Genomic DNA, 23,400 nt, shown 5'->3' with positions numbered 1-23,400 from the left:
CACAACTTATGGGCTTTGTTGTTAAGGAGATGTGATCTCCGCTGTAAATTCATCTCATCCCGCAAAGGCGCATAAAACGGCGCTCTATACTCAACGTGTTGTGACCCGGTCAAGGGATTAACCATTCTGGCAACCTTTTTGCTTAATGTTCTGCGCGCTTCGCGGTGCGTGGGATCCTCGCCGTATTAAGCACGAGATTGCTTCTAAAGTGCATTTTGTTCTCGCTCTTGTTTTTGGATTTACGATGCCATCAGGCGTTCGGGTTTATACCTGGTGCAAAAACCTCTTTGCTAAGGAACATAATAATGTCGCTGAAATTTACCAAAACTCCCCTCTCCCTGTTGCTGGCCGGTTGTCTGGTGACGGCCTTTTCTGCACAGGCCGATATCGTGATCGGCGTGGCCGGGCCGTTCACAGGCCCGAACGCAACCTATGGCGATCAATACTGGCATGGCGCTACGCAGGCGGCGGAAGACATTAACGCCGCTGGCGGGATCAACGGTGAGAAAATCAAACTGGTTCAGGGCGATGACGCCTGCGAACCCAAACAGGCCGTTGCCGTCGCCAACCGCTTAGTCGATCAGGATAAAGTGAAAGCGGTCGTCGGCCACTTCTGCTCCTCGTCGACCATGCCCGCCTCCGAGGTCTATAGCGATGCCGGGATCCTCTCCATCACCCCCGGCTCAACGAACCCGCTTATTACCGAGCGGGGCATGAGCGATATGTTCCGCATGTGCGGACGTGACGACCAGCAGGGCCAGGTCGCCAGCGATTTTATTCTTGATAAGCTTAAAGCCAAACGGGTCGTCATCATCCACGATAAAGACACCTACGGTCAGGGGCTGGCGGACGCCACTAAAGCGGCGCTGGCGAAACGCGGCGTTAAGGAAGTGATGTACGAAGGGTTGTCCCGCGGGGAGAAAGACTTTAACGCGCTGGTGACCAAAATTGGCGCACAAAAACCAGACGTGGTGTTCTTCGGGGGCTGTCACCCGGAAGCGGGCCCGCTGGTTCGCCAGATGCGTGAACAGGGCGTGCAGGCGAAGTTCTTCTCGGGAGACTGTATCGTCAATGAAGAGATGGTCACCGCCGCCGGTGGGGCGCAGTACACCAACGGTATTTACATGACCTTCGGTAAAGACCCGCGCCTGATCCCGGACGGAAAAGCCGTCATCGAGAAATTCCGCGCCGGTAAATTTGAACCAGAAGGATACACCCTCTACGCCTACGCGTCTGTGCAGGCTATCGCAGCGGCATTCAAGGCCACGAAAGGGACGGATTCCGCAAAAGCCAGCGAGTGGCTGAAGGCCAATCCTGTCGACACGGTGATGGGTAAAAAAGCCTGGGACAGCAAAGGTGACCTCAAAGTGTCTGACTACGTGGTCTACCAGTGGGACGACAAAGGCAAATATAAAGAAGTGCCATAACGGGACGGAATCTGCTCAACGCCGGCAGGTCTGACTGTCGGCGTAACCCTTTATTCAGGTGCGCGACCATGAGTACATTCTTCCTGCAACAATTAATTAATGGCTTAACGCTGGGTTCGGTCTATGGTCTTATCGCCATCGGCTACACCATGGTGTACGGCATCATCGGTATGATCAATTTCGCCCACGGCGAAGTGTATATGATCTCCGCCTATCTCTCGGCCATTGGCCTGGCCCTGCTGGCGTTTTTTGGACTCCACTCCTTTCCGCTGCTGATCCTGGGAACCCTGGTTTTCACCATCGTGGTCACCGGCGTTTATGGCTGGACGATTGAGCGCATCGCCTATAAGCCGCTACGCAATTCGACGCGTCTGGCGCCACTGATTTCGGCCATCGGGATGTCGTTGATACTGCAAAACTACGTCCAGCTCAGCCAGGGCCCACGGCAGCAGGGCGTACCGACCATGCTGGATGGTGTGCTGCGTTTTCACCTCGGCGAAGGGTTTGTCCAGATAACCTATACCAAAGTCTTTATTCTCATCGCCTCGTTCGCGGGCATGCTGGTGCTGACCTGGATTATCAACCGTACCCGCTTAGGGCGCATGTGCCGTGCGGTGCAGCAGGATCGTAAGATGGCCTCCATTTTGGGTATCAACACCGACAGAATTATTTCGCTGGTGTTTGTTATCGGCGCAGCCATGGCCGGGCTGGCGGGCGTGCTGATCACCATGAATTACGGCACCTTTGATTTTTACGTCGGGTTCGTTATCGGCATCAAGGCCTTTACGGCGGCGGTGCTGGGCGGCATCGGCTCTCTGCCCGGTGCGATGCTTGGCGGGCTGATTCTGGGCGTCGCAGAAGCGCAATTCTCCGGGATGGTGAACTCGGATTATAAAGACGTGTTCTCGTTTGGATTGCTGGTATTAATCCTGATCTTCCGTCCTCAGGGGCTGCTGGGCCGCCCTGTCGTGGCTAAAGTGTAAGGAACAACGCGATGACCTCTGACGGCTTTTCCCTGAAGCGCTGCATTCTGGACGCGATTTTTTCCGGAATGATCGCCCTGATTATTTTCGGCCCGATTGCGGGCGTGATACTGGATGGTTACAGCTTTAACTTTGACGGCCAGCGGCTGGCGTGGATTGTAGGCACGGTGATGCTGGGACGCTTTTTGCTGAGCGCCTTTTCAGCTACGGCGGCCGGAAGACGTTTACAGGCGCGGTTTGAATCCGACAATGCGGGGGTGTATGTCCGGCCACCGGCGTATAAAAGCCGCATGCGCTGGATCATTCCGCTGATTGTCACGCTGGCGATCTGCTTCCCGTTTGTGGCCACAAAATACGTTCTGACGGTCGCTATACTCGGACTGATCTACGTCCTGCTCGGTCTTGGGCTGAACATTGTCGTTGGCCTGGCAGGGCTGCTGGATCTGGGTTATGTCGCCTTCTATGCCATCGGCGCTTACGGACTGGCGCTCGGGTATCAGTATCTGGGGCTTGGGTTCTGGAGCATGCTGCCGCTGGCGGCGCTAATGGCTGCGGGCGCGGGCGCCCTGCTCGGCTTTCCGGTGTTGCGCATGCACGGGGATTATCTCGCCATCGTCACGCTCGGGTTTGGCGAGATCATCCGCCTGGTGCTGAACAACTGGCTCACCTTCACCGGCGGGCCTAACGGCGTTTCAGCCCCTGCTCCGACCTTTTTTGGCCTGGAGTTTGGCCGACGCGCCAAAGAAGGTGGCATCCCCTTCCACGAGTTCTTCGGCCTGACCTATAACCCCAACATGAAGTTTATTTTCATCTATGCAGTACTGTTCCTGGTAGTCATGCTGGTGCTGTACATTAAACACCGGCTGACCCGAATGCCCATTGGACGCGCGTGGGAAGCGCTCCGTGAGGATGAGATTGCCTGCCGTTCCATGGGGCTCAACCACGTTCTGGTCAAACTCTCGGCCTTCACCCTGGGCGCATCGACGGCAGGTATCGCCGGGGTGTTTTTTGCCACCTGGCAGGGGTTTGTTAACCCCACCTCTTTCACCTTTTTTGAATCGGCCCTCATCCTCGCGATTGTGGTCCTGGGCGGGATGGGCTCCACCGTCGGCGTCGTACTGGCCGCCTTTGTGCTGACCGTCACGCCGGAACTGCTGCGCAGCTTTGCGGAATACCGTGTGCTGCTGTTTGGCATGCTGATGGTGGTGATGATGAGCTGGCGTCCTCGCGGTCTGATCCGCATCAACCGCAGCGGATTTGCCGTGCGTAAAGGAGTGGCGCCATGAACGCAACGATTTTGCGTGTAGAACATCTGATGATGCACTTCGGCGGGATCAAGGCCTTAAACGACGTCAATCTTGAGGTGCAGCGCGGCTCTATTACTGCACTCATTGGGCCTAACGGCGCGGGAAAAACAACCGTCTTTAACTGCCTGACCGGTTTCTACCGGGCCTCCGGCGGCAACATTCTGTTCAATGCACGAAATAAAACCACCAATGTCATTCAGGTGCTCGGCCAGAAACTCCAGCCGGGCGACTGGCTCAGCCCGGCGCAGCTTGGTCAACGCCTGTTCTATAAGATGTTTGGCGGCACGCATCTGGTGAACCGCGCGGGTCTTGCGCGCACGTTTCAGAACATCCGCCTGTTCCGCGAGATGTCCGTTGTGGAAAACCTGCTGGTGGCACAGCACATGCGCGTCAACCGCAATCTGCTGGCGGGGGTGCTGAACACCCCTGCGTATCGTCGGGCAGAGAACGAGGCGCTGGACCGGGCGTTTTACTGGCTGGAGGTGGTGGATCTGGTAGATTGCGCGAACCGTCTGGCCGGGGAAATGTCCTATGGCCAGCAACGACGCCTCGAAATCGCCCGCGCCATGTGCACCGGCCCGGAGATGATTTGTCTCGATGAACCTGCTGCCGGCCTGAACCCGGTGGAGACACACAAGCTGAGCGAGATCATCCGGTTCCTGCGCGACCACCACGACATCACGGTTTTGCTGATCGAGCATGATATGGGGATGGTGATGGGCATTTCAGATGACATCATTGTGCTCGATCACGGTGATGTGATTGCCAGAGGTAAACCGGCTGAGATCCAGCACAATGAAAAAGTGATTGCCGCGTATCTGGGCACCGACGAAACCGAGGTTAATCTGTGAGCGCACCGATGCTTCAATTTCATAATGTGGACGTTTTTTACGGGGTGATCCAGGCGTTGAAGCAGGTTTCACTTGAGGTAAATAAAGGGGAAACCGTGGCCCTGATTGGCGCTAACGGCGCGGGGAAGTCAACATTACTGATGTCTGTCTTTGGTCAGCCCCGGATCCGCAACGGGCAGATCCTCTTCTGCGGCGAGGATATCAGCCACAAATCCACCCACTATGTTGCCACCGGCGGCATCGCGCAGGCACCTGAGGGACGACGCATTTTCCCGGATATGTCTGTAGAAGAGAACCTGCTGATGGGGACAATCCCCGTCGGCAATCAGCATGCAGCTGAAGATATGCAAAGCATGTTCGACCTCTTCCCTCGCCTCAAGGAGCGGCGTAACCAGCGGGCGATGACGCTCTCCGGCGGTGAACAGCAGATGCTGGCTATTGCCCGGGCGCTGATGAGCCGTCCTAAACTTCTGCTGCTGGATGAACCCAGCCTCGGCCTCGCACCCATCGTGGTTAAACAGATCTTCCAGACGCTGCGCGAACTGGCCCGTAACGGAATGACGATTTTTCTGGTCGAGCAGAATGCCCACCACGCGCTGAAGTTGTCCGACCGCGGCTATGTGATGGTTAACGGCCAGATTCGGTTAAGCGGCAGCGGCGAGGCGTTGCTAAAGGATCCGGAGGTGAGGAAGGCGTACCTGGGCGGCGTGTGAAGCCTGGAGGCTATAGTGAGAAAAACTCACAGTGATTGCCATTATTAATCGTTTTTCTGATGCGACCGCATTCAAATATCATCTTCACGACCCGCCTTTACGCGGGTCGATAAAACGTTCAGCCGCAAACTGAATAATAATGATAAGAGGATCCGGGGCAAATATGACACTTGATGCGTTATATCAGTTATTGAAAACTGTATTACCACCTGACACAAATTCAGCCGATGATTTACAGGATTTTATGGCCATGCTTATGGCTAAGAAACATCACTCAGAGGCTCTGTCACCGTTTTCGCAGCGCGTATACATGCTGTCCGTTGCCCATCGCGACCCTAAGCAAGCGGCTGCGCTGATTTCAGCCTGTCATCCTGAAGCAGGAAAGCCCCTTCCGCTGCTCGACTTCTCCGGCTGGCCGGGCGTGCGTTACGCCACGTCGGGTGAATTACAGACGCCCGAGACTGAAGAATATTTTCACAGAATTTCGTCTGCCGCCACGATATTACGCGGTGCAATTATTGACGCTGAGCAACAGAAAAACACGCCGGCATTTTATATTCTGGATAAGGTACTCAGCCTGAACAGCGCTTTGCCAGAACGCTATAAAAAGATGGCAAACATCTCTTACTCATAACGGTATTAATAAACCCGGCTTTCATCGTATTCCAGGTAATCGATATCCAGAGCCGGAACGACCGGGGTATGGTTTTGCAGCCAGCCCAGAAGGTGCTGGATGCTCTCTCTTTTGAGCGAATTTTTTGGCCAGACGAGGTAGTAACCATCTCCCGTCGCGATAGCTTCCCTGAACGGCAGGCCCAGCAGGCCGCTTTTCAGGGCATCAAGCGTGAGATGCAGGTCGGCGATAGCGATGCCGTGCCCGTTCATCGCGGCGATACTTCCCTGTTCAAGGGTATCAAACACCATGCCGCTGCTCATATCGAGCCCCGGAAACAATCCTGTTCTTCGCAGCCAGCGCCGCCAGTCACGTCTGTCCGGTGAAGGATGGATCAAATCGCATTGCGAAAGCTGCTGCCGGGCCGGTTCGATAAGCGATGGGGTGCAAACCGGGATAAGCCATTCATGAAAAAGCAGCTGGCTTTCCGTTGTCTCACCAAAACGGCCATTACCGAGAAGGATGGCGCAGTCGTATGGCTCAAGATTGAAATCAACGGTGTCAATGTCCATCCAGACGCTGGCAATCTCCACCTGCGGTTTTGGATGGTTGTTGCGAAAAGATCGCAGCACGTCGAGAAGCCATCTCATGGTCAGGGTGCTGGGTGTTTTTAACCGCAGCAGATGGTTTTCACTGCGAAATGCCCGGCAGGCCCATTCAATGCTCGTGAAGCTTTCGTTCAGCTGTCCGGCAAGCACTCGCCCGGCTTCAGTGACCTCCACGCGAGGACCTTGCCTTTTGAAAAGCTCGCAGTCGAACCACAGTTCAAGGGTACGGACATGTCTGCTGACCGCGCCCGGCGTAATATTGAGCGTTTCAGCGGCTTTACTGAAGGAGTTCAACCGCGCAGCAACTTCAAACGCACGCAGTGCATACAATGGCGGTAAAGACATAGCGTCCCTTAAATGAAAAATTCATTATGCTAAAACTTGTTCCGGGGCAACGCCAGCAAGTAAATTATGGAGAAAAACAATGTTCCCCAATATACCGAGTCATAGCGATAGGGGTCAAAATCTATATGCAAAAAGCTGCTGACAAACTCGTAGCCATTGGCAAAGATGTTTATCTGAACGGCTGCAATAGCGATTACAAACACCCTATACGCGATAAATAGCGGGTATTTATGCAGCCTGTTAACTTTTAGTTTGCCGAGATAAAGCAAGAGAAAAATTGCAATAGATACAATGGAATAGGCCACGGCAGGCCAAACAGGTGGATGAAGCGAAAATTCTAACTCTTGAGACATAATCAAATCTCTTTTGCTATCTGGTACATCTGCCAACCCGGAATGCTCCCACTGGTCAAATCCAGCGCCATTGCGGTTTTAAAAGCCTCTTGCCAACCTCTGATATAATCGTGGAATAAACTCCAGGACTTCTCTCTGGGACCCAAAACTTTTCTGCCCGCACCATATGCCGATAAAGAGAGATCAACGACGCCATAGACTAACTCAGCCTGGTTATTACCATAACCTAACTTCGTAGCAGCAAATCTAAAGGGATATGGATCTGGAAGGCACGCTTAACGAAAAACAGGGAATCGCTGGTCATAAAAACGCGTCACAGACAGCACGTTATGATAGAAAAATTCCTATAGTTCCGGTAGTCGAAGGGGCAGTAATGCCCTCTTTTTGTGGTGAAGCTGAATGGCGAAAGAATGGCGAATGGCGAAAATTAGGCAATAAAAAACCACCTTTCGGTGGTTTACACGACACTGCTTATCATTGATTTTATTCTACTTTTCCCATGGTAGCCGGAGTGGGACTTGAACCCACACAGCGCGAACGCCGAGGGATTTTAAATCCCTTGTGTCTACCGATTCCACCATCCGGCCAGGGAAGAAAGTGGAGGCGCGTTCCGGAGTCGAACCGGACTAGACGGATTTGCAATCCGCTACATAACCGCTTTGCTAACGCGCCTTAAATCTTTTGTCTTTCGACCTGCACCCGCAAACTGCCGATGCATTAATCTGGAGCGGGAAACGAGACTCGAACTCGCGACCCCGACCTTGGCAAGGTCGTGCTCTACCAACTGAGCTATTCCCGCATGTTATCAAGTAACTATTTAACGCCTTGCTAAGCACTTGATTTCATTATCGTCCGGCTTACTGTGCCGCCGTTCGATGCGTTGCATTCTACTGATATGACGTTATGAGTCAACGTTATTTTTTGCATCTCAGGATCGTTTGCTGAAAATTAAGCCGAAACGATCACTGTTCAAGCAAATCACCGCGCGCAGCGTTCAAATATTGCAGCATTGACCACAATGTCAGCACCGCCGCAACCCACAGCAGACCAATGCCGGCCCACTCTACCCAGGCATTCGGACGCCACAGCATCCACACCAGCGCCGCCATCTGCGCAGTGGTTTTAACTTTACCGATCCAGGACACCGCCACGCTGCTGCGTTTACCCAGCTCCGCCATCCACTCGCGCAGGGCAGAGATAATAATCTCACGGCCAATCATGGTCGCGGCAGGCAGCGTCACCCACCAGGTATGATAATGTTCCGCCACAAGCACCATCGCGATTGCCACCATCACCTTATCCGCAACCGGATCGAGGAACGCGCCAAAGCGGGTACTCTGGTTCCAACGACGCGCCAGATAACCGTCAAACCAGTCCGTCACGGCGGCAATCAGGAAAATAAGCGCACAGGCAAAAGGCGCCCAGACGACCGGCAGGTAAAATGCCAGGACGAAGAACGGAATGAGCACAACGCGAAAGAGAGTAAGCAACGTAGGGATATTAAATCGCATGATGACGGTAACTGTCTGTTGTCAGTAAAATTTAGCTCTATGTTGCTACAGAGCCCTCAATGTTTCAACGAGTAGTAGATCTTTTCTGCCAGCCCTTGCGAAATACCCGGCACTTTTGCAATTTCTTCCATACTGGCGTTGAGTAATCCTTGCAATCCGCCCATATACTTCAACAGCATCTGGCGACGTTTTGGCCCGACGCCTTCAATCGTCTCAAGGGTACTGGTATTTTTCACTTTCGCCCGTTTTTTGCGGTGTCCGCTAATGGCATGATCGTGCGACTCATCTCGGATGTGCTGGATCACGTGCAGTGCAGGGGAATCTGGCGGCAGGCTAAAGCCCTCGCCTTCCGGCTCAAAGAACAGCGTTTCCAGGCCAGCCTTACGATCTGCCCCTTTCGCTACCCCTAGCAGCAACGGATGGTTCTTATCCCACTCCACGTCGAGCGATTCGAATACCGCCTTCGCCTGCCCCAACTGCCCTTTCCCGCCGTCGATAAGGATAACGTCCGGGATTTTGCTCTCTTCAATCGCTTTACCATAGCGACGACGCAGCACCTGATTCATGGCGGCATAATCGTCACCGGGCGTAATGCCGGTGATGTTATAGCGACGATACTCTGCCCGCAGTGGGCCATTGGCATCAAAGACCACACACGACGCCACGGTCTGCTCACCCATCGTATGGCTGATGTCGAAGCATTCCATGCGTTTCACTTCCGGCAGCTTGAGCAGCGTAGCAAGGGCGGTTAAACGTTGGCTGACGGTCGATTGCTGGGAAAGTTTGGTGGTCAGCGCCGTGGCGGCATTGGTTCGCGCCAGCTTCAGATAACGCGCACGATCGCCGCGCGGTTTCGTCTGGACATTCACCCGGCGACCTGCCAGCTCTGAAAGTGAGTCCGCCAGCAGGGTTTTATCGTCCAGCGTGAAGTCGAGCAGGATCTCCGAGGGCAGCGTACGCATCTGGCTGCCCTGCAAATAAAACTGGCCGACAAAGGTCTCCACCACTTCACCCATCTCAGTCCCGCCCGGCACTTTCGGGAAGTAACTGCGGCTGCCGAGCACTTTGCCCTGACGAATAAACAGCACGTGAACGCAGGCCAGGCCGGCGTCAAAGGCAACGCCGATGACATCGAGGTCGTCGCCCGTATTGGAAACAAACTGCTTCTCGGTCACCCTGCGCACCGCCTGGATCTGGTCGCGGATGCGTGCGGCCTCCTCAAATTCCAGCGCCGCGCTGGCTTTTTCCATGCGGGTAATCAGTTGCGTCAGCACCTGATCGTCTTTCCCGGCTAAAAACAGGCGGACATATTCCACCTGCTGCGCGTACTCTTCTTCGCTCACCAGCCCTTCAACGCATGGTCCCAGGCAGCGGCCAATCTGATATTGCAGGCATGGCCGGGAGCGGTTGCGATAAACGCTGTTTTCGCACTGGCGAACAGGGAAGATTTTTTGCAAAAGCGCCAGCGTTTCCCGCACGGCATAACCGTTCGGGAAGGGGCCGAAATATTCTCCTTTCGCATGCTTAGCGCCACGATGCATCGCCAGCCGCGGGTGCGTGTCGCCGCTCAGGAAGATAAACGGATAGGACTTGTCATCACGCAGCAGAACGTTGTAGCGCGGCTGATACAACTTAATGTAGTTGTGCTCAAGGAGCAGCGCTTCCGTTTCCGTGTGCGTTACGGTGACATCAATGTTGTGTATAAGTGCGACCAGCGCTTCGGTTTTACGGGAGGCAAGGTTGCTGCGGAAATAACTTGAAAGGCGTTTCTTCAGATCTTTCGCCTTACCGACATAGATAACCGTACCGCCAGCATCATACATCCGGTAGACGCCTGGCTGGCTGGTGACGGTTTTCAGAAATGCTTTTGAATCGAACGCTTCACTCACTGACTTATTAACGACTCCGCATTGCACAAACCATGGCGAATGGCCAGGTGAGTCAGTTCGACATCACCGTGGATGTTCAGTTTACTGAACATCCGATAGCGATAGCTGTTGACCGTTTTCGGGCTGAGATTCAACTGCTCAGAAATCTCATTCACCTTCTGACCTTTAGTGATCATCAGCATAATCTGCAATTCGCGCTCAGACAAACTGGCAAACGGAGATTCCGTTTTTTCCGGTTCAATCTGACTCAACGCCATCTGCTGAGCAATATCAGAAGCGATATAGCGCTGCCCTGCGTGAACGGTGCGGATCGCATTGACCACTTCCTGCGGTGCAGCACCTTTACTGAGATACCCCGCAGCCCCCGCCTGCATGACCCTGGCGGGCAGCGGATTTTCGGTATGGACGGTCAGCATGATGACTTTGGTATCAACGAACATGCGCGCGATTTTGCGCGTGGCTTCAAGCCCGCCAATACCGGGCATGTTCATATCCATCAGCACCACGTCTGCGGAGTTCGCGCGACACCATTTGACGGCATCTTCGCCACAGCACGCCTCGCCGGCAACTTTAATACCCTTTATATCTTCAAGAATGCGTCGTATCCCTGCGCGCACCAGTTCGTGGTCATCAACAAGAAGGACGTTGATCAAAGGAAATGTCTCCAGAATAGGGATAACGCTACTGACTGCTAATTGGGTTTATATTAACGGTTTTCCATGCAAGATTAAAACGCTAAAAAATCGTCTATACGATTCGGGTCTCGTTTTTGGAAATTAGGCTGTACAGTAAGTGGAAAGAAAACCCATGTGTACTGGGCTTTACCGCTATTTTTTAGCACCAGCATTCAAAAAGCCACCAAAACATTTGTTAACGTAAACTAAAAAATGCTCTCATTTTTTTGTAACAACAATTAACGGATGGCGTACCGGCGATAAACATTTAATTGTCGCTAACATATTGGGCAGATTACCTTCATAATCCGCACCAGCCAATAATCAATACGCGTAAAAGTATAAAAAACAACCACTGCATTTTTTGCCGCAGCTTGTGGTATACTCCGCCGCCTTAACTTTCATCGTCGCGCTCATGCGCTGTTTTATAATGAGGAAAATAAATGAGCACACCTGAATTTGCCACTGCCGAGAATAACCAGGAACTGGCACAGGAAGTAAACTGCCTGAAGTCGCTGCTGACGCTTATGCTACAGGCGATGGGCCAGGCTGATGCTGGACGTGTGATCATTAAAATGGAAAAACAGATCGCGCAGATGGAAGATCAGGCGGAATCCGCTGTTTTTGCCAATACAGTTAAGCAAATTAAACAAGCCTACCGCCAGTAACAAAAAAGGCTGGATGCAGTGCATTCAGCCTTTTCCTCGTCTGACACGCAGAACGTGATATCAGTCAAATAAGCCCAGTCGCCGCGGCATAACACGCTATCTGGATCTTATTCGGCGCGTTGAATTTCTTCTGCATATTCTTCTGATGGAAGTTGACGGTATTTTCCGAGATGGAAAGAATGATGGCAATTTCTGCCGACGTCTTCCCTTCTGCGGTCCACTTCAGAATTTCCCGTTCACGCTTGCTGAATTTCATTTCCGGCGGCATCACCGTCTCATGTTCAAAGCGCAACAGTGTAGTGAGCGCCATCTGAACCAGCATTTGTAAACGCAGCTCAATTTCTTCACTGGATATCGAGTGTGCCTGTAAGCTAGTACATGACACGGAGAGGAAGCCGAGCGCATGATTTGGCAGCATCAGACACTGGGTAATTCCCTTACGTAAACCGTGGTCCCGCGCGCCATCCCATAATTGCTGGGCATCCGTGAATAATTCATCCGTCCAGGGCAAATGACCCTGAATGAAATTCTCCGGCTTCAGTACCGGGTCAATGGCGAAATAATTCTCGGATTGATATTGCGCCATCCATTGTTGCGGATAACTGGAATGGACGGATGTTCGCGGGCGGGTAAATGGCACAGGGTGTCGAACACAAAGCGCATAATAATCGAATTCAAGCGCCTGCGTTTGTCGCTGAAGTTCCTGATATACCTCGTCAGCACAGGTCATTTCCTGAAACCGGAGGACGCATTCCCGTCGCCAGGTGAAAAAGTCTATATCCCTCATACTTGCCGAATGAAGCCTCTGATAAAGATAATCATTATTATGGTGAATATAACCTAACACATAAAGCAGGATCATTTATATAAAATATCGACCACAGACGGATTATCTTTAATTTGGCGATGGCTTATCCACATCGGGCGGAATAAAAAATCAACAAAATTGAAGTTATGGGAGGATAATTTGCTCCAGAAGCGACATCTGGAGCAAATTGAGCGTGAAAATGCTACTGCATTAAGAATTTTTCAAGGAACTGGCGGGTTCGAGGCTGCTGAGGATTGGCAAACAGCGCCTTAGCTGGCCCCTGCTCTACTATTCGCCCCTGATCCATGAAAATTGCCCGATCGGCAACGTCGCGAGCGAAGCTCATTTCATGCGTCACAATCACCATCGTGCGTTTTTCCTGCGCCAGCTGTCGGATAGTGTTAAGCACTTCCCCGACCAGCTCAGGATCGAGTGCGGATGTGGGTTCGTCGAACAGGATCACATCCGGGCGCATCGCCAACGCGCGCGCAATAGCGACACGCTGCTGCTGCCCGCCAGATAACCGACGCGGATAGCTCGTCTCCTTCCCGGCCAGGCCAACCTTTGCCAGCAGCTCGCGGGCGCGGGCCGTCGCGTCTTCCTTTGGTTCACCCTTTACGATGACCGGACCTTCGATAATATTTTCCAGCACCGTACGGTGCGGAAAGAGATTAAAGCTCTGGAATACGAAGCCAACATGCTGACGCAGGCGGCGAATCAGCCCTTTTTGCTGGCTGATGGGTTTCCCGGTATCAATGGTGATATCGCCCACGCGGATCGTCCCACCTTCGGGCTGCTCAAGCAAATTAATGCTGCGCAACAGCGTGGTTTTCCCTGACCCACTCGGGCCGATAATTGCCACCACTTCGCCCTGCTCAACCTCAAGGTCGATGCCGTGCAGCACCGTTTGCCCGTGGAATTTTTTCACCAGGTTTTTGACGTCAATTGCACTCATTTTGGATCTCGCTCCTGGCGGTTAAGCTGGTTTTCAAAATAGTTTTGCAGGGCGGACAGCACCGTCGCCATCACCCAGTAAATCAGCGAGGCCGCCAGATACATGGTAAACACTTCCAGCGTGCGCGAGGTGATCAGCTGCGCCTGACGGAACAGCTCCGGCACCTGAATGGTCGCCGCAAGCGAGGTGTCTTTCACCAGGCTGATAAAGCTGTTGCTCAGCGGAGGTAGCGCCACGCGCGCCGCCTGGGGCAGGATCGCCCGGCGCAGCGTCTGCCACGGGGTCATCCCGATACTGGCCGCTGCTTCCCACTGTCCTTTATCGATGGACGAGATCGCCGCACGCAGCGTTTCAGAGGTGTACGCCGCCGTATTCAGCGACAGGCCAATCATCGCCGCCGGGATCGGATCCAGCTCGATACCGAACTGGGGCAGCCCGTAGTAAATCATAAACAGCTGGGCGATAAGCGGCGTTCCGCGAAACACGGAGATGTAAAACCGCGCCAGCCACCGCACCGGCCAGACGTTCGACATGCGCATCAGTGCCAGCACAAACCCGAGCACCAGCCCGAAGAACATCCCGCCGATACTGAGCTGTAAAGTAAACACTGCGCCTTTAAGCAAGAACGGCAGCGAATCAATAACCAGTTGAATACTTTCTTGCATTATTATTTATCTACCTGATTTTTAGACATGGGGATGATAGGCAAACAGCGCAGGCGCCCCGCCAGTATGAACAAACAAAATGGGTCCTTCATCCTTAAAGCGCTTGCGGGCGATACCGTCGATAAGGCCCGCCATCGCCTTACCGGTATAGACAGGGTCAAGCAGAATACCTTCGAGGCGAGCCAGCAGCTTAACGGCCTCCATCCCTTCATCATTGGGGGTGCCATAACCCGGCGAGAAGTAGTCATCCCACAGCAATATTTCCACCTTCGCCTGAAGCGCAAGCTGTTCTGCCACCGCCTGTTGCAGGGTGACGACTTTCGGCTTTTGATCTGCAACGCTTCTGGAGACCGTCACGCCAATCAACTCTACGTCCGGCATCAGTTGCTCAAGCCCGACCGCTAAACCGGCATGGGTACCCGCGCTGCCGGACGCCACTACCACCGAGGACAAACTCACCGCGCCTTCGCACTGCTGGGCGATTTCCAGCGCGCTCTCAACATAGCCGAGAGCACCCAGCACATTCGAGCCGCCAACCGGGATGACGTACGGACGAAAGCCCTGCGCTTCCAGGCGCGTCGCCAGTTCATCAAGCTGTGCAGCCGGGTCGGTCAACGCGTCAACCATTTCAACCTGCACGTTGAACAGATCCAGCATCAGGCGGTTACCGTTAGTCAGGTAATTCTCTGCCTGCGTGCCAATCGGGTTCTCCAGCAGGGCTACGCAGTGAAGGCCCAGCTTCGCCGCCACTGCCGCCGTCTGGCGAACGTGGTTAGACTGAATTGCCCCGGCGGTGATCAGCGTATCCGCGCCCTCGCGCAGGGCATCGGCGGCGAGAAATTCCAGCTTGCGCAGCTTATTCCCGCCCATCGCCATGGGCGTCACATCGTCACGCTTAATGAAAATATCGCGCCCCAGATAGTCAGAAAATCGCGGCAGATACTCCAGCGGCGTGGGTGCGCCGATAAATTCCAGACGGGGAAAGCGCGTTAAATTCTGTAGTGACATGGTTCCTCCGGTCACGCAAACAATTGTTATTTCATTATGCACGCAGACGCGCGAGAAATAAAAAAGGCGCTTTTAAAAGCGCCTTTTTTTGTCGGTCAGAGACTTATTTCGTCACGTCTGCGCCGAACCACTTCTCAGAAAGCGCCTTCAGGCTGCCGTCTTTCTGCATTTCAGCAATGGCAGCATCAATGGCTTTCAGCAGATCTTCGTTACCTTTACGCACCGCCACGCCGGACTCCTGACGGGAGAATGCATCGCCCGCGACGGCCAGGGTATTATTGGTTTTCTTCACCAGATCCAGCGCTGCCAGGCGGTCAACCAGAATGGCGTCTATACGGCCTACGCGCAGATCCTGGTATTTCGTCGGGTCATCATCATAGGTGCGGATGTCCACGCCCTGCACGTTCTGGCGCAGCCACTCTTCGTAGTTGGTGCCCAGACCGACGCCGACTTTCTTACCTTTCAGATCCGCGGCGGATTTGATGCTGCCTTCGTTACCTTTCTTCACCAGCGCCTGGATACCGGACACGGTGTACGGCGTAGAGAAGTCATACTTCTTCTTACGCTCGTCAGAAATGGTCACCTGGTTAATCACCACGTCGATACGTTTGGAATCCAGTGACGCCAGCATACCATCCCATTTGGTCGGTTTCAGGGAGGCTTTGACGCCGAGATGCTTGGCCAGCTCTTGCGCAAACTCCACTTCAAAACCGGTCAGCTTACCGTCGTCGCCCTGGAAGCTGAACGGAGGATAGGTTCCTTCCAGCCCAACCAGCAGCGTGCCGCGCTCTTTGACTTTGTTGAGCAGATTATCTGCCGCGAACGTTTTCACGCTCATCCCCGCGACCAGCGCAACGGCCATCATCCCCATCAGCGCCTGACGACCCAGAACTGCTAATTTCATAAGTACTCCGATACAGTGGAATTTTTGAGTAGTGTAGAGAAATCGCCTGCAACGTCAAAGGCGGCTGCGCTACATCTTATTCTTTTTTAATATATATCAGAAGTTGTTCCGGCGTGGACTTTCTGCTTTATGACGCCCGGCATCTGGACTTTATATTGCGCGTACTTTCGCAGCGCGATGCGGTAATTGTTGGTACTGGTGGCGGGCAGCCAGGGCTCCAGATTTTCATCCAGGTATCCGGTCGTCAGCAGATCGCGGGAGATATTTTGCATGGTCAAATGCTGACCCAGGCGGCGCAGGCGAACCACGTATTCACGCACGGTGCCGTGACTCATCTCCGTTTGTTCAAACAGGAATTGCTTGAAGCCGATAATATCGAAGAAGTCGCTTTGCTCTTTGCAGTGGAGATCGCCACAGAAACGGCAAAGCGCTACCCACTCTTTTTGCTCTTCAAGCCAGGCGGCTTCATCCATCAGCGTGTCGAGGCGGGAAATCGCAATCTTATTCACGATTTCACCGCGACGAACCAGCGTGATGCGGTCGAGTAATTTTTTACAGTGGGCGCAATGCGTCTGGCTGTGTTTAAAGTCTTTCAGGTAGCGGCTTAAAGGCCGTCTTTTAGATTGCTGCACCGTCATGATAACTCCTGGTTGTCAATACGTTGTGCGGCATTTCCAAGGCGAATGACTCACCTATAACTTACCCAGTTTTGTGCGCAGGCGTTTAATGGCCTGGCTGTGCAGCTGGCTCACCCGTGACTCGCCCACCTCCAGCACGGCGCCAATCTCTTTGAGATTGAGCTCTTCCTGGTAATAGAGGGTTAACACCAGTTGCTCACGTTCCGGTAAAGCTTCAATCGCTTCCATCACGCGCTGGCGTAAATTCCCTTCCAGTAAGTGGTGTAACGGGTTTTCTTGCTGATGTTCATCCGTCACCAGCTCGATGCTATCGCCATGCTCTTCGCGCCACTCATCATAAGAGAAGAGTTGGCTGTTATTGGTATCGAGCAACATCTGGCGATACTCTTCAACCGGAATGCCCAGACGCTCCGCCACTTCGGTTTCCGTCGCGTTGCGCCCCAGTTCCTGTTCCAGCTGCCCCATCGCATGCGCCACTTCGCGCGCGTTGCGGCGAACGCTGCGCGGCACCCAGTCGCGGCTGCGCAGCTCGTCCAGCATCGCACCACGAATACGCTGCACTGCGTAAGTCGTAAATGCCGTTCCTTGCAGAGCGTCGTACCGGTCAACTGCATTTAATAACCCGATACCGCCCGCCTGTAGCAGATCGTCCAGTTCCACGCTCGCTGGCAAACGCACCTGGAGGCGCAATGCTTCGTGACGCACCAGCGGAACATAACGCTGCCACAGCGAGTGTTTATCCATTACACCTTCAGCGGTATAGAGTGAATTCACGATAAACAGCCCTGCGTTAGTTGAGTTATCGGCATGATTATCCGATTCTGGAGGGGTTTTAATCGGGTGAATAGTGGGTGAAATGAGGGGTTATTTGGGGGGTTACGCTTGTGCATGGATAGAAAAAACCCCGCCGAAGCGGGGTTTGAGCTTAATCAGGCGATTAGCCTTGCAGCAGAGACAGAACCTGCTGAGGAACCTGGTTAGCTTTGGACAGCACGGAGTTACCGGCCTGCTGAACGATCTGCGCTTTAGACATGTTGGACACTTCGGTCGCATAGTCGGCGTCCTGAATACGGGACTGCGCTTCAGACAGGTTGGTGGTGGTGTTGTTCAGGTTGGTTACGGCAGAGCTCAGACGGTTCTGAACCGCACCCAGTGAAGAACGGAATTTGTCTACGGACGCGATAGCTTTGTCCAGCAGAGCCAGTGGATCGTTCGTAGCAGTGCCAGCAAATTCAGCTGTAGCAGAAGTGGCTGGGAACTGTGGGTTTGCAGCTGTACCAGTGCCAATCACTGCAGCTTTATCACTGAGTTGAAGCGTTACTTTATTAGTAGTCGCAGCGGTACCTTGTGCTGCTGTAGTTGCATCCCCTGTATCAACAAGTGAAGCTGCTTTTGCCGCGTAATTCTTACCTTGGAAAGTAACAAAGGCCGTTGCGTTTCCATCTTTATCAGCTGAAACTTTAACAAACTGACCTGCTTGTGTAGCAGCAGTAGTAAGACCATTTGCAGGATCTGTATACTCAACATCGGCCTTGTTAAGCGCAACTTTACCAGTTGCACGGTCTACAGACGCTGCGAAGTAATCGTTTCCTGACTTCACAACATAGTTTTTGGTTGCGTTACCGTCTTTGTCTAAAACGTTACTCAACGTTAAGGACGACGCATCAACGCCTAAATCTGTAGCTACAGCGCTGAGGTCAACCTTCAGAGGTGCGGTATTTGCGGCGTTATTAATTTGAGTAACAGGCTCGCTAACATTCAACGAGTTTTTAGATACCGACAAACCATTAAGACCTAAGGTTGAGGAATCAATCTTCTGTAGATCAATGGCAATTGTCTGACCATCATTAGCACCTACTTGAATTTTCATGGTGCCGTTTTTAGCCAGCACGTTCACGCCGTTGAACTGAGTCTGACCGGATACGCGGTCGATTTCGTCCAGACGGGATTTGATTTCGTCCTGGATTGAAGACAGGTCAGAATCAGAGTTAGTACCGGTCGTTGCCTGAACGGTCAGTTCACGAACACGCTGAAGGTTGTTGTTGATTTCAGACAGTGCGCCTTCAGTGGTCTGCGCCAGAGAGATACCGTCGTTAGCGTTACGTGCAGCCTGAGTCAGGCCTTTGATGTTAGAGGTGAAGCGGTTAGCGATAGCCTGGCCCGCAGCGTCATCTTTCGCGCTGTTGATACGCAGACCAGAAGACAGACGCTCGATAGAAGAAGACAGAGCGGACTGGTTCTTGTTGATGTTGTTCTGAGTGATCAGCGAGAGGCTGTTGGTATTAATGACTTGTGCCATGATTTCGATTCCTGTTGTTCATCAAATCTGTTTGGTTAGATTTGGGTTTCCACCCTTCGGCTTCATCGCCGTCAAAGGTGTTATCGTCTGGTCCAAACCAACCTTTAGATTTTTTTTCAGGATCGCGTTAATTTTTTTAGCCACGGAAAAGCTCTTCTCTATTACCGTTATTCCCGCCATTAAAAAAAAGAAATTAACCGTAAACTTTCCCCCATAAAAGCCGATAACCCCACTATTCGTTCTACGTGTCGATAGATTAAGGAATAAATATGGCAAGTATTTCATCATTGGGGATCGGTTCGGGTCTTAAGTTAGCAGACATTCTGGATAGTCTGACCACGGCCGAAAAAGCACAGTTGACGCCGATAACCAAACAACAGTCATCTTATACCGCCAAGCTTAGCGCTTACGGCACGTTGAAGAGTTCGCTGGAAGCGTTTCAGACTGCAAACACCGCGCTGAATAAAGCCGACCTGTTTACGGCGACCAGCACGTCGAGCAGCTCCACGGCATTCAGCGCCACCACTACCGGCAGCGCGATTGCCGGTAAATACACCATCAGCGTGTCGCAGCTGGCGCAGGCGCAAACCCTGACGACCAAAAACGCACAGCCGGATACCAAAACGGCCATTGCCACGGCTGACAGCAAGATCACCTTTACCGCCGGAAACGGTAAAGATCCGGTGACCATCGATATCAGCGCGGCAAATTCCTCGCTGACCGGCATTCGCGATGCGATTAACAAAGCTGACGCCGGCGTGACCGCCAGTATTATTAACGTCGGTAATGGTCAATATCGTCTGTCCATCACCTCCACCGAAACCGGAGCGGACAACGCGGTCAGCATCAGCGTAAGCGGCGATAGCGCCCTGCAATCCTTTATGGGTTACAACGGCACCAGCACCGATGCCAGCAACGGTATGATGGAAAGCGTTACCGCGCAAAACGCGAAGCTGAAGGTGAATAACGTAGATATCGAAAACAGCAGCAACACCATTAGCGATGCGCTGGAAGATATCACCCTGAACCTGAACGACGTCACCACCGGTAACCAGACGCTGACGATTACTAAAGATACGTCTAAAGCGGAAACGGCGATGAAAGCCTGGGTGGATGCCTACAACACCCTTCAGGACAGCTTTGCATCGTTAACCAAATATACGGCGGTTGATGCGGGCACAGATGCGCAGGATTCCAGCAACGGCGCCCTGCTCGGAGACACTACGCTGCGTACTATCCAGACGCAGCTGAAAACCATGCTGAGCAACACCGTCGGCGGAACCGCCTATAAAACGCTGTCTCAGGTCGGCATTACCTCAGATCCAAGCACGGGCAAGCTGGAGCTGAGCAGCGAAAAGCTGAAAAAAGCGCTGACGGATAACCCGTCTGCGGTGAAAGATCTGGTTGTAGGTGACGGAAAAACCACCGGGATCACCACCACCATGGCCACCCATCTGACTGACTGGCTTTCCAGTAAAGGCATTATCCAGGCGGCCAAAGATGGCGTCAGCAAAACGCTGAACAAGTTAACGGATCAATATAACGCCGTGAGCGAACGTATTGATGCAAGAGTGGCGCAGTACAAAGCCCAGTTTACCCAGCTGGACGTACTGATGACCTCGCTGAACAACACCAGCAGCTACCTGACGCAGCAGTTCGAAAATACGTCCAGCAACAAGTAGTCAACGCTAATCAGACCCGAGGGGGATAACATGTACGGCGCAAAAGGCACGCAGGCCTACGCAAAGATAGAAGTTGAAAGCGCGGTGATGAGCGCCAGCCAGCAGCAGCTGGTAATCATGCTATTTGATGGAGCCCTCAGCGCGCTGGTACGCGCGCGTCTGTTCCTGGCAGACGGTAATATTCCTGCTAAAGGGCTGGCGCTCTCAAAAGCCATCAACATTATCGAAAACGGGCTGAAGGTTGGCCTGGTGGAAAATAACGGTGATGAGCTTACGCAAAACCTGATTGCCCTTTATGCCTATATGGTACGTCGCCTCCTGCACGCCAACGTGAATAACGACGCCAGCGCCATCGAAGAGGTGGAAAACCTGCTGCGCAATATCGCTGACGGGTGGAAGGAGGTTGCCGGTACGCCACAACTGATGCAGGACGCCGTCTAATGAGTAACGCACCGCAACTTTATGCCCTTTATCAGCAACTCCTTGAGCAGAGCCAGTTGATGTTGCGACTGGCGCGGCAGGGACTATGGGATGATCTAATCATCTGTGAAACCGACTATGTTAATGCGGTGCACTCACTGGCTCGTCTCACTCAGGAAAGTGAACCTTCGATGCAGATTCAGGAGCAGCTTCGCCCGACGCTGCGGGTGATCCTGGACAACGAAGGCCAGGTAAAAACATTGCTGCAAGCCAGAATGGATGAGCTGGCGAAGCTGGTTGGGCAATCCTCCATCCAGAAAACCGTTCTCTCCACCTACGGTAATCAGGGCGGTCATGTCCTGGTTCCGCAAAGTAATAGCGATATTAATTAGCCACTTAGCTGGCGGGCAAGCGTTAACCGTTTCGTTCGCCAGGCATTTCTGCCAAACCTGCTCCATACTTGAGTTTCGCGACCTCATGGAGATGGTGCATGCGCAACCCAACACTTTTACAATGTTTTCACTGGTACTACCCCACCGGCGGTGAATTGTGGCGAGAAGTCACGGCATTAGCCCCCAACCTGAACGAAATCGGCATCAATATGGTCTGGTTACCCCCGGCCTACAAAGGCGCATCCGGCGGCTATTCCGTCGGGTATGACTCTTATGACCTTTTCGACCTCGGTGAGTTTGACCAGAAAGGCAGCGTCGCCACCAAATACGGCGATAAAGCCCAGCTGCTGGAGGCCATCAACGCCTTAAAAAGCAACCAGATTGCGGTGCTTCTGGACGTGGTGGTCAACCACAAAATGGGCGCCGATGAAAAGGAACCCGTCCGCGTGCAACGCGTGGATGCTCAGGATCGCACCCAAATCAGCGATGAGATCATCGAATGTGAAGCCTGGACGCGCTACACCTTCCCCGTTCGGGCCGGGCAGTATTCGCAGTTCATCTGGGATTACAAATGCTTTAGCGGTATCGACCACATTGAAAATCCCAGTGAGGACGGTATCTTCAAAATCGTTAACGACTACACCGGCGAAGGCTGGAACGATCAGGTCGACGACGAGATGGGCAATTTCGATTACCTGATGGGTGAAAATATTGATTTTCGCAACCACGCGGTGACGGAGGAGATCAAATACTGGGCGCGCTGGGTGATGGAGCAAACGCACTGCGACGGCTTCCGCCTGGACGCGGTAAAACACATTCCAGCCTGGTTCTATAAAGAGTGGATTGAACATGTCCAGGAGGTGGCCCCGCAGCCGCTGTTTATTGTGGCGGAATACTGGTCTCACGAAGTGGATAAATTGCAGCACTACATCAATCAGGTAGACGGCAAAACCATGCTGTTTGATGCGCCACTGCAAATGAAATTTCACGAAGCCTCACGCCAGGGACGCGACTACGATATGAGCCAGATTTTCACCGGTACGCTGGTGGAAGCCGATCCGTTCCATGCCGTAACGCTGGTGGCCAACCATGACACCCAGCCCTTGCAGGCGCTGGAAGCCCCGGTTGAAGCCTGGTTCAAACCGCTGGCCTACGCGCTCATCCTGCTGCGTGAAAACGGCGTGCCGAGCGTGTTCTACCCGGATCTTTTTGGCGCCAGCTATGACGACACTGGCGGGGATGGTGAGACGTATCACATTGATATGCCGGTGATTGAACAGCTCCACGAGCTGATCCTCGCCCGGCAGCGTTTTGCCCACGGCGTGCAAACCCTTTTTTTCGATCATCCAAACTGCATTGCGTTTAGCCGCAGCGGGACAGAGGAGAACCCGGGCTGTGTGGTGGTGCTGTCGAATGGTGATGACGGTGAGAAGACGATCTGCCTCGGCGAGAATTATGGCAATAAGACCTGGCGGGATTTTTTAGGCAACCGCGAGGAAACCGTGACCACGGCGGCGGATGGCGAAGGGACGTTCTTCTGTAACGGGGGAAGCGTCAGCGTCTGGGTGATTGAAGACGCGCTGTAGTACGGGAAAGGTGCGGCCTGATGCCCTCACCCCGACCCTTTCCCACAGGGAGAGATATCCCCAGTAATTTGAAAGCAGAAGCAATAACGTTGCCTTCATAA

At 53.2% G+C, this 23,400-nt stretch carries 24 protein-coding genes, 3 tRNA genes and 2 pseudogenes; 12 read left to right on the top strand and 17 right to left on the bottom strand.

The genetic code is table 11. From position 1 onward, the window contains the following. The first annotated feature begins 305 nt into the window (after positions 1-305). From L350_RS19420 to L350_RS19445, 6 genes are all read left to right on the top strand, one after another. Positions 306-1,427 carry a branched-chain amino acid ABC transporter substrate-binding protein gene (locus tag L350_RS19420; RefSeq protein ID WP_023300472.1) on the top strand — a complete coding sequence of 374 codons (1,122 nt, stop codon included), beginning with the start codon at positions 306-308 and terminating at the stop codon, positions 1,425-1,427. Positions 1,428-1,495: 68 nt separating this feature from the next. Beyond that, entirely contained in the window at positions 1,496-2,410 is a 915-nt protein-coding gene (locus tag L350_RS19425) for an ABC transporter permease subunit (RefSeq protein ID WP_003859667.1), read from the top strand. A gap of 11 nt (positions 2,411-2,421) precedes the next feature. Further along, positions 2,422-3,696, top strand: coding sequence for a high-affinity branched-chain amino acid ABC transporter permease LivM (gene livM / locus L350_RS19430; RefSeq protein ID WP_032624027.1), 1,275 nt, complete (start codon positions 2,422-2,424; stop codon positions 3,694-3,696). Further along, positions 3,693-4,568, top strand: coding sequence for an ATP-binding cassette domain-containing protein (locus tag L350_RS19435; protein ID WP_023300474.1), 876 nt, complete (start codon positions 3,693-3,695; stop codon positions 4,566-4,568). Before livM ends, L350_RS19435 begins: the two co-directional genes overlap by 4 nt. Further along, positions 4,565-5,281 (top strand): ABC transporter ATP-binding protein, encoded by a 717-nt coding sequence (locus tag L350_RS19440; protein WP_032622411.1) that lies wholly within the window; start codon positions 4,565-4,567, stop codon positions 5,279-5,281. The genes L350_RS19435 and L350_RS19440 overlap by 4 nt, the downstream gene beginning before the upstream one ends. Before the next feature lie 163 nt (positions 5,282-5,444). After that, on the top strand, positions 5,445-5,915 hold the full coding sequence (locus L350_RS19445; protein WP_032624026.1) for a hypothetical protein: 471 nt from the start codon (positions 5,445-5,447) through the stop codon (positions 5,913-5,915). 5 nt (positions 5,916-5,920) lie between these two features. Here L350_RS19445 and L350_RS19450 read toward each other — a convergent pair whose 3' ends face one another. From L350_RS19450 to L350_RS22970, 3 genes and pseudogenes are all read right to left on the bottom strand, one after another. Further along, on the bottom strand, positions 5,921-6,847 hold the full coding sequence (locus tag L350_RS19450; protein WP_032624025.1) for a LysR substrate-binding domain-containing protein: 927 nt from the start codon (positions 6,845-6,847) through the stop codon (positions 5,921-5,923). Positions 6,848-6,876: 29 nt separating this feature from the next. After that, the gene (locus tag L350_RS19455; RefSeq protein ID WP_032624024.1) at positions 6,877-7,200 is read right to left on the bottom strand and encodes a hypothetical protein; all 324 of its coding nucleotides are present in this window, start codon (positions 7,198-7,200) and stop codon (positions 6,877-6,879) included. A 2-nt stretch (positions 7,201-7,202) separates the two neighbouring features. Beyond that, positions 7,203-7,439: pseudogene (locus tag L350_RS22970) on the bottom strand (DUF4225 domain-containing protein); the annotation flags it as partial. 20 nt (positions 7,440-7,459) lie between these two features. On the opposite strand from L350_RS22970, the pseudogene L350_RS24840 reads away from it, so the two are divergent. Further along, positions 7,460-7,561 (top strand): annotated as a pseudogene (locus L350_RS24840) (integrase); the annotation flags it as partial. A gap of 139 nt (positions 7,562-7,700) precedes the next feature. On the opposite strand, the gene L350_RS19460 reads toward L350_RS24840, so the two are convergent. The 6 genes from L350_RS19460 to uvrY form a co-directional block, all read right to left on the bottom strand. Further along, positions 7,701-7,787 (bottom strand) — tRNA-Leu (locus L350_RS19460). 11 nt (positions 7,788-7,798) lie between these two features. Continuing rightward, positions 7,799-7,872: transfer RNA gene (locus L350_RS19465), tRNA-Cys, on the bottom strand. A gap of 51 nt (positions 7,873-7,923) precedes the next feature. Further along, a tRNA-Gly gene (locus L350_RS19470) sits at positions 7,924-7,999 on the bottom strand. 163 nt (positions 8,000-8,162) lie between these two features. Beyond that, on the bottom strand, positions 8,163-8,711 hold the full coding sequence (gene pgsA, locus L350_RS19475) for a CDP-diacylglycerol--glycerol-3-phosphate 3-phosphatidyltransferase (RefSeq protein ID WP_003859652.1): 549 nt from the start codon (positions 8,709-8,711) through the stop codon (positions 8,163-8,165). A 56-nt stretch (positions 8,712-8,767) separates the two neighbouring features. Next, entirely contained in the window at positions 8,768-10,600 is a 1,833-nt protein-coding gene (gene uvrC / locus L350_RS19480; RefSeq protein ID WP_023300478.1) for an excinuclease ABC subunit UvrC, read from the bottom strand. Next, entirely contained in the window at positions 10,597-11,253 is a 657-nt protein-coding gene (uvrY, locus tag L350_RS19485; RefSeq protein ID WP_017384478.1) for a UvrY/SirA/GacA family response regulator transcription factor, read from the bottom strand. Before uvrY ends, uvrC begins: the two co-directional genes overlap by 4 nt. A 464-nt stretch (positions 11,254-11,717) precedes the next feature. Here uvrY and L350_RS19490 point away from each other — a divergent pair, with 464 nt between their 5' ends. Continuing rightward, a complete protein-coding gene (locus L350_RS19490; RefSeq protein ID WP_003859644.1) occupies positions 11,718-11,942 on the top strand; it encodes a DUF2594 family protein in 225 nt (74 codons plus the stop codon). 64 nt (positions 11,943-12,006) lie between these two features. Here L350_RS19490 and sdiA read toward each other — a convergent pair whose 3' ends face one another. The 8 genes from sdiA to L350_RS19525 form a co-directional block, all read right to left on the bottom strand. Then, on the bottom strand, positions 12,007-12,729 hold the full coding sequence (gene sdiA, locus L350_RS0122110) for a quorum-sensing transcriptional regulator SdiA (RefSeq protein ID WP_032622448.1): 723 nt from the start codon (positions 12,727-12,729) through the stop codon (positions 12,007-12,009). A gap of 223 nt (positions 12,730-12,952) precedes the next feature. After that, positions 12,953-13,705, bottom strand: coding sequence for an L-cystine ABC transporter ATP-binding protein TcyN (tcyN, locus tag L350_RS19495; RefSeq protein WP_023306513.1), 753 nt, complete (start codon positions 13,703-13,705; stop codon positions 12,953-12,955). Continuing rightward, complete coding sequence (tcyL, locus tag L350_RS19500) at positions 13,702-14,370, bottom strand: cystine ABC transporter permease (protein WP_022648540.1); 669 nt, start codon at positions 14,368-14,370, stop codon at positions 13,702-13,704. The genes tcyN and tcyL overlap by 4 nt, the downstream gene beginning before the upstream one ends. 21 nt (positions 14,371-14,391) lie before the next feature. Next, entirely contained in the window at positions 14,392-15,378 is a 987-nt protein-coding gene (gene dcyD / locus L350_RS19505) for a D-cysteine desulfhydrase (RefSeq protein ID WP_032624023.1), read from the bottom strand. Positions 15,379-15,481: 103 nt separating this feature from the next. Then, the gene (gene tcyJ / locus L350_RS19510; RefSeq protein ID WP_023300481.1) at positions 15,482-16,282 is read right to left on the bottom strand and encodes a cystine ABC transporter substrate-binding protein; all 801 of its coding nucleotides are present in this window, start codon (positions 16,280-16,282) and stop codon (positions 15,482-15,484) included. 86 nt (positions 16,283-16,368) lie between these two features. Next, positions 16,369-16,920: a flagella biosynthesis regulatory protein FliZ gene (fliZ, locus tag L350_RS19515; RefSeq protein ID WP_023300482.1), complete on the bottom strand. Its 552-nt coding sequence runs from the start codon at positions 16,918-16,920 to the stop codon at positions 16,369-16,371. Positions 16,921-16,974: 54 nt separating this feature from the next. After that, complete coding sequence (locus L350_RS19520; RefSeq protein WP_003859623.1) at positions 16,975-17,694, bottom strand: RNA polymerase sigma factor FliA; 720 nt, start codon at positions 17,692-17,694, stop codon at positions 16,975-16,977. 163 nt (positions 17,695-17,857) lie between these two features. Beyond that, a complete protein-coding gene (locus L350_RS19525; protein WP_032624022.1) occupies positions 17,858-19,219 on the bottom strand; it encodes a flagellin N-terminal helical domain-containing protein in 1,362 nt (453 codons plus the stop codon). 269 nt (positions 19,220-19,488) lie between these two features. On the opposite strand from L350_RS19525, the gene fliD reads away from it, so the two are divergent. The 4 genes from fliD to amyA all read left to right on the top strand — a co-directional run bounded on the left by fliD (position 19,489) and on the right by amyA (position 23,299). Further along, a complete protein-coding gene (gene fliD, locus L350_RS19530) occupies positions 19,489-20,901 on the top strand; it encodes a flagellar filament capping protein FliD (protein WP_023300484.1) in 1,413 nt (470 codons plus the stop codon). Positions 20,902-20,931: 30 nt separating this feature from the next. Then, on the top strand, positions 20,932-21,342 hold the full coding sequence (gene fliS, locus L350_RS19535; RefSeq protein ID WP_003859616.1) for a flagellar export chaperone FliS: 411 nt from the start codon (positions 20,932-20,934) through the stop codon (positions 21,340-21,342). Then, positions 21,342-21,713, top strand: a complete 372-nt coding sequence (gene fliT / locus L350_RS19540; RefSeq protein WP_006811148.1) for a flagella biosynthesis regulatory protein FliT — start codon at positions 21,342-21,344, stop codon at positions 21,711-21,713. The genes fliS and fliT overlap by 1 nt, the downstream gene beginning before the upstream one ends. Before the next feature lie 98 nt (positions 21,714-21,811). Further along, the gene (amyA, locus tag L350_RS19545) at positions 21,812-23,299 is read left to right on the top strand and encodes an alpha-amylase (protein ID WP_032624021.1); all 1,488 of its coding nucleotides are present in this window, start codon (positions 21,812-21,814) and stop codon (positions 23,297-23,299) included. The last annotated feature ends 101 nt before the right edge of the window (positions 23,300-23,400 follow it).

Origin of the sequence: Enterobacter sp. MGH 4 (genome assembly GCF_000534735.1) — a bacterium.
GTDB lineage: Bacteria > Pseudomonadota > Gammaproteobacteria > Enterobacterales > Enterobacteriaceae > Enterobacter > Enterobacter intestinihominis.
Note: the sequence above shows the minus strand (reverse complement) of the source record. Positions and strands in the feature narration are given on the sequence as shown.

Bases quoted from the DNA above. Each gene is read 5' to 3' on its own strand.
- L350_RS19490 (WP_003859644.1), top strand. From the start codon at position 11,718: ATGAGCACACCTGAATTTGCCACTGCCGAGAATAACCAGGAACTGGCA.
- fliD (WP_023300484.1), top strand. From the start codon at position 19,489: ATGGCAAGTATTTCATCATTGGGGATCGGTTCGGGTCTTAAGTTAGCA.
- L350_RS19435 (WP_023300474.1), top strand. From the start codon at position 3,693: ATGAACGCAACGATTTTGCGTGTAGAACATCTGATGATGCACTTCGGC.
- fliZ (WP_023300482.1), bottom strand. From the start codon at position 16,920: ATGACGGTGCAGCAATCTAAAAGACGGCCTTTAAGCCGCTACCTGAAA.
- L350_RS19420 (WP_023300472.1), top strand. From the start codon at position 306: ATGTCGCTGAAATTTACCAAAACTCCCCTCTCCCTGTTGCTGGCCGGT.
- tcyL (WP_022648540.1), bottom strand. From the start codon at position 14,370: ATGCAAGAAAGTATTCAACTGGTTATTGATTCGCTGCCGTTCTTGCTT.
- fliS (WP_003859616.1), top strand. From the start codon at position 20,932: ATGTACGGCGCAAAAGGCACGCAGGCCTACGCAAAGATAGAAGTTGAA.
- amyA (WP_032624021.1), top strand. From the start codon at position 21,812: ATGCGCAACCCAACACTTTTACAATGTTTTCACTGGTACTACCCCACC.
- tcyN (WP_023306513.1), bottom strand. From the start codon at position 13,705: ATGAGTGCAATTGACGTCAAAAACCTGGTGAAAAAATTCCACGGGCAA.
- sdiA (WP_032622448.1), bottom strand. From the start codon at position 12,729: ATGAGGGATATAGACTTTTTCACCTGGCGACGGGAATGCGTCCTCCGG.
- L350_RS19450 (WP_032624025.1), bottom strand. From the start codon at position 6,847: ATGTCTTTACCGCCATTGTATGCACTGCGTGCGTTTGAAGTTGCTGCG.
- pgsA (WP_003859652.1), bottom strand. From the start codon at position 8,711: ATGCGATTTAATATCCCTACGTTGCTTACTCTCTTTCGCGTTGTGCTC.
- dcyD (WP_032624023.1), bottom strand. From the start codon at position 15,378: ATGTCACTACAGAATTTAACGCGCTTTCCCCGTCTGGAATTTATCGGC.
- L350_RS19455 (WP_032624024.1), bottom strand. From the start codon at position 7,200: ATGTCTCAAGAGTTAGAATTTTCGCTTCATCCACCTGTTTGGCCTGCC.
- L350_RS19525 (WP_032624022.1), bottom strand. From the start codon at position 19,219: ATGGCACAAGTCATTAATACCAACAGCCTCTCGCTGATCACTCAGAAC.
- L350_RS19425 (WP_003859667.1), top strand. From the start codon at position 1,496: ATGAGTACATTCTTCCTGCAACAATTAATTAATGGCTTAACGCTGGGT.
- livM (WP_032624027.1), top strand. From the start codon at position 2,422: ATGACCTCTGACGGCTTTTCCCTGAAGCGCTGCATTCTGGACGCGATT.
- fliT (WP_006811148.1), top strand. From the start codon at position 21,342: ATGAGTAACGCACCGCAACTTTATGCCCTTTATCAGCAACTCCTTGAG.
- L350_RS19445 (WP_032624026.1), top strand. From the start codon at position 5,445: ATGACACTTGATGCGTTATATCAGTTATTGAAAACTGTATTACCACCT.
- tcyJ (WP_023300481.1), bottom strand. From the start codon at position 16,282: ATGAAATTAGCAGTTCTGGGTCGTCAGGCGCTGATGGGGATGATGGCC.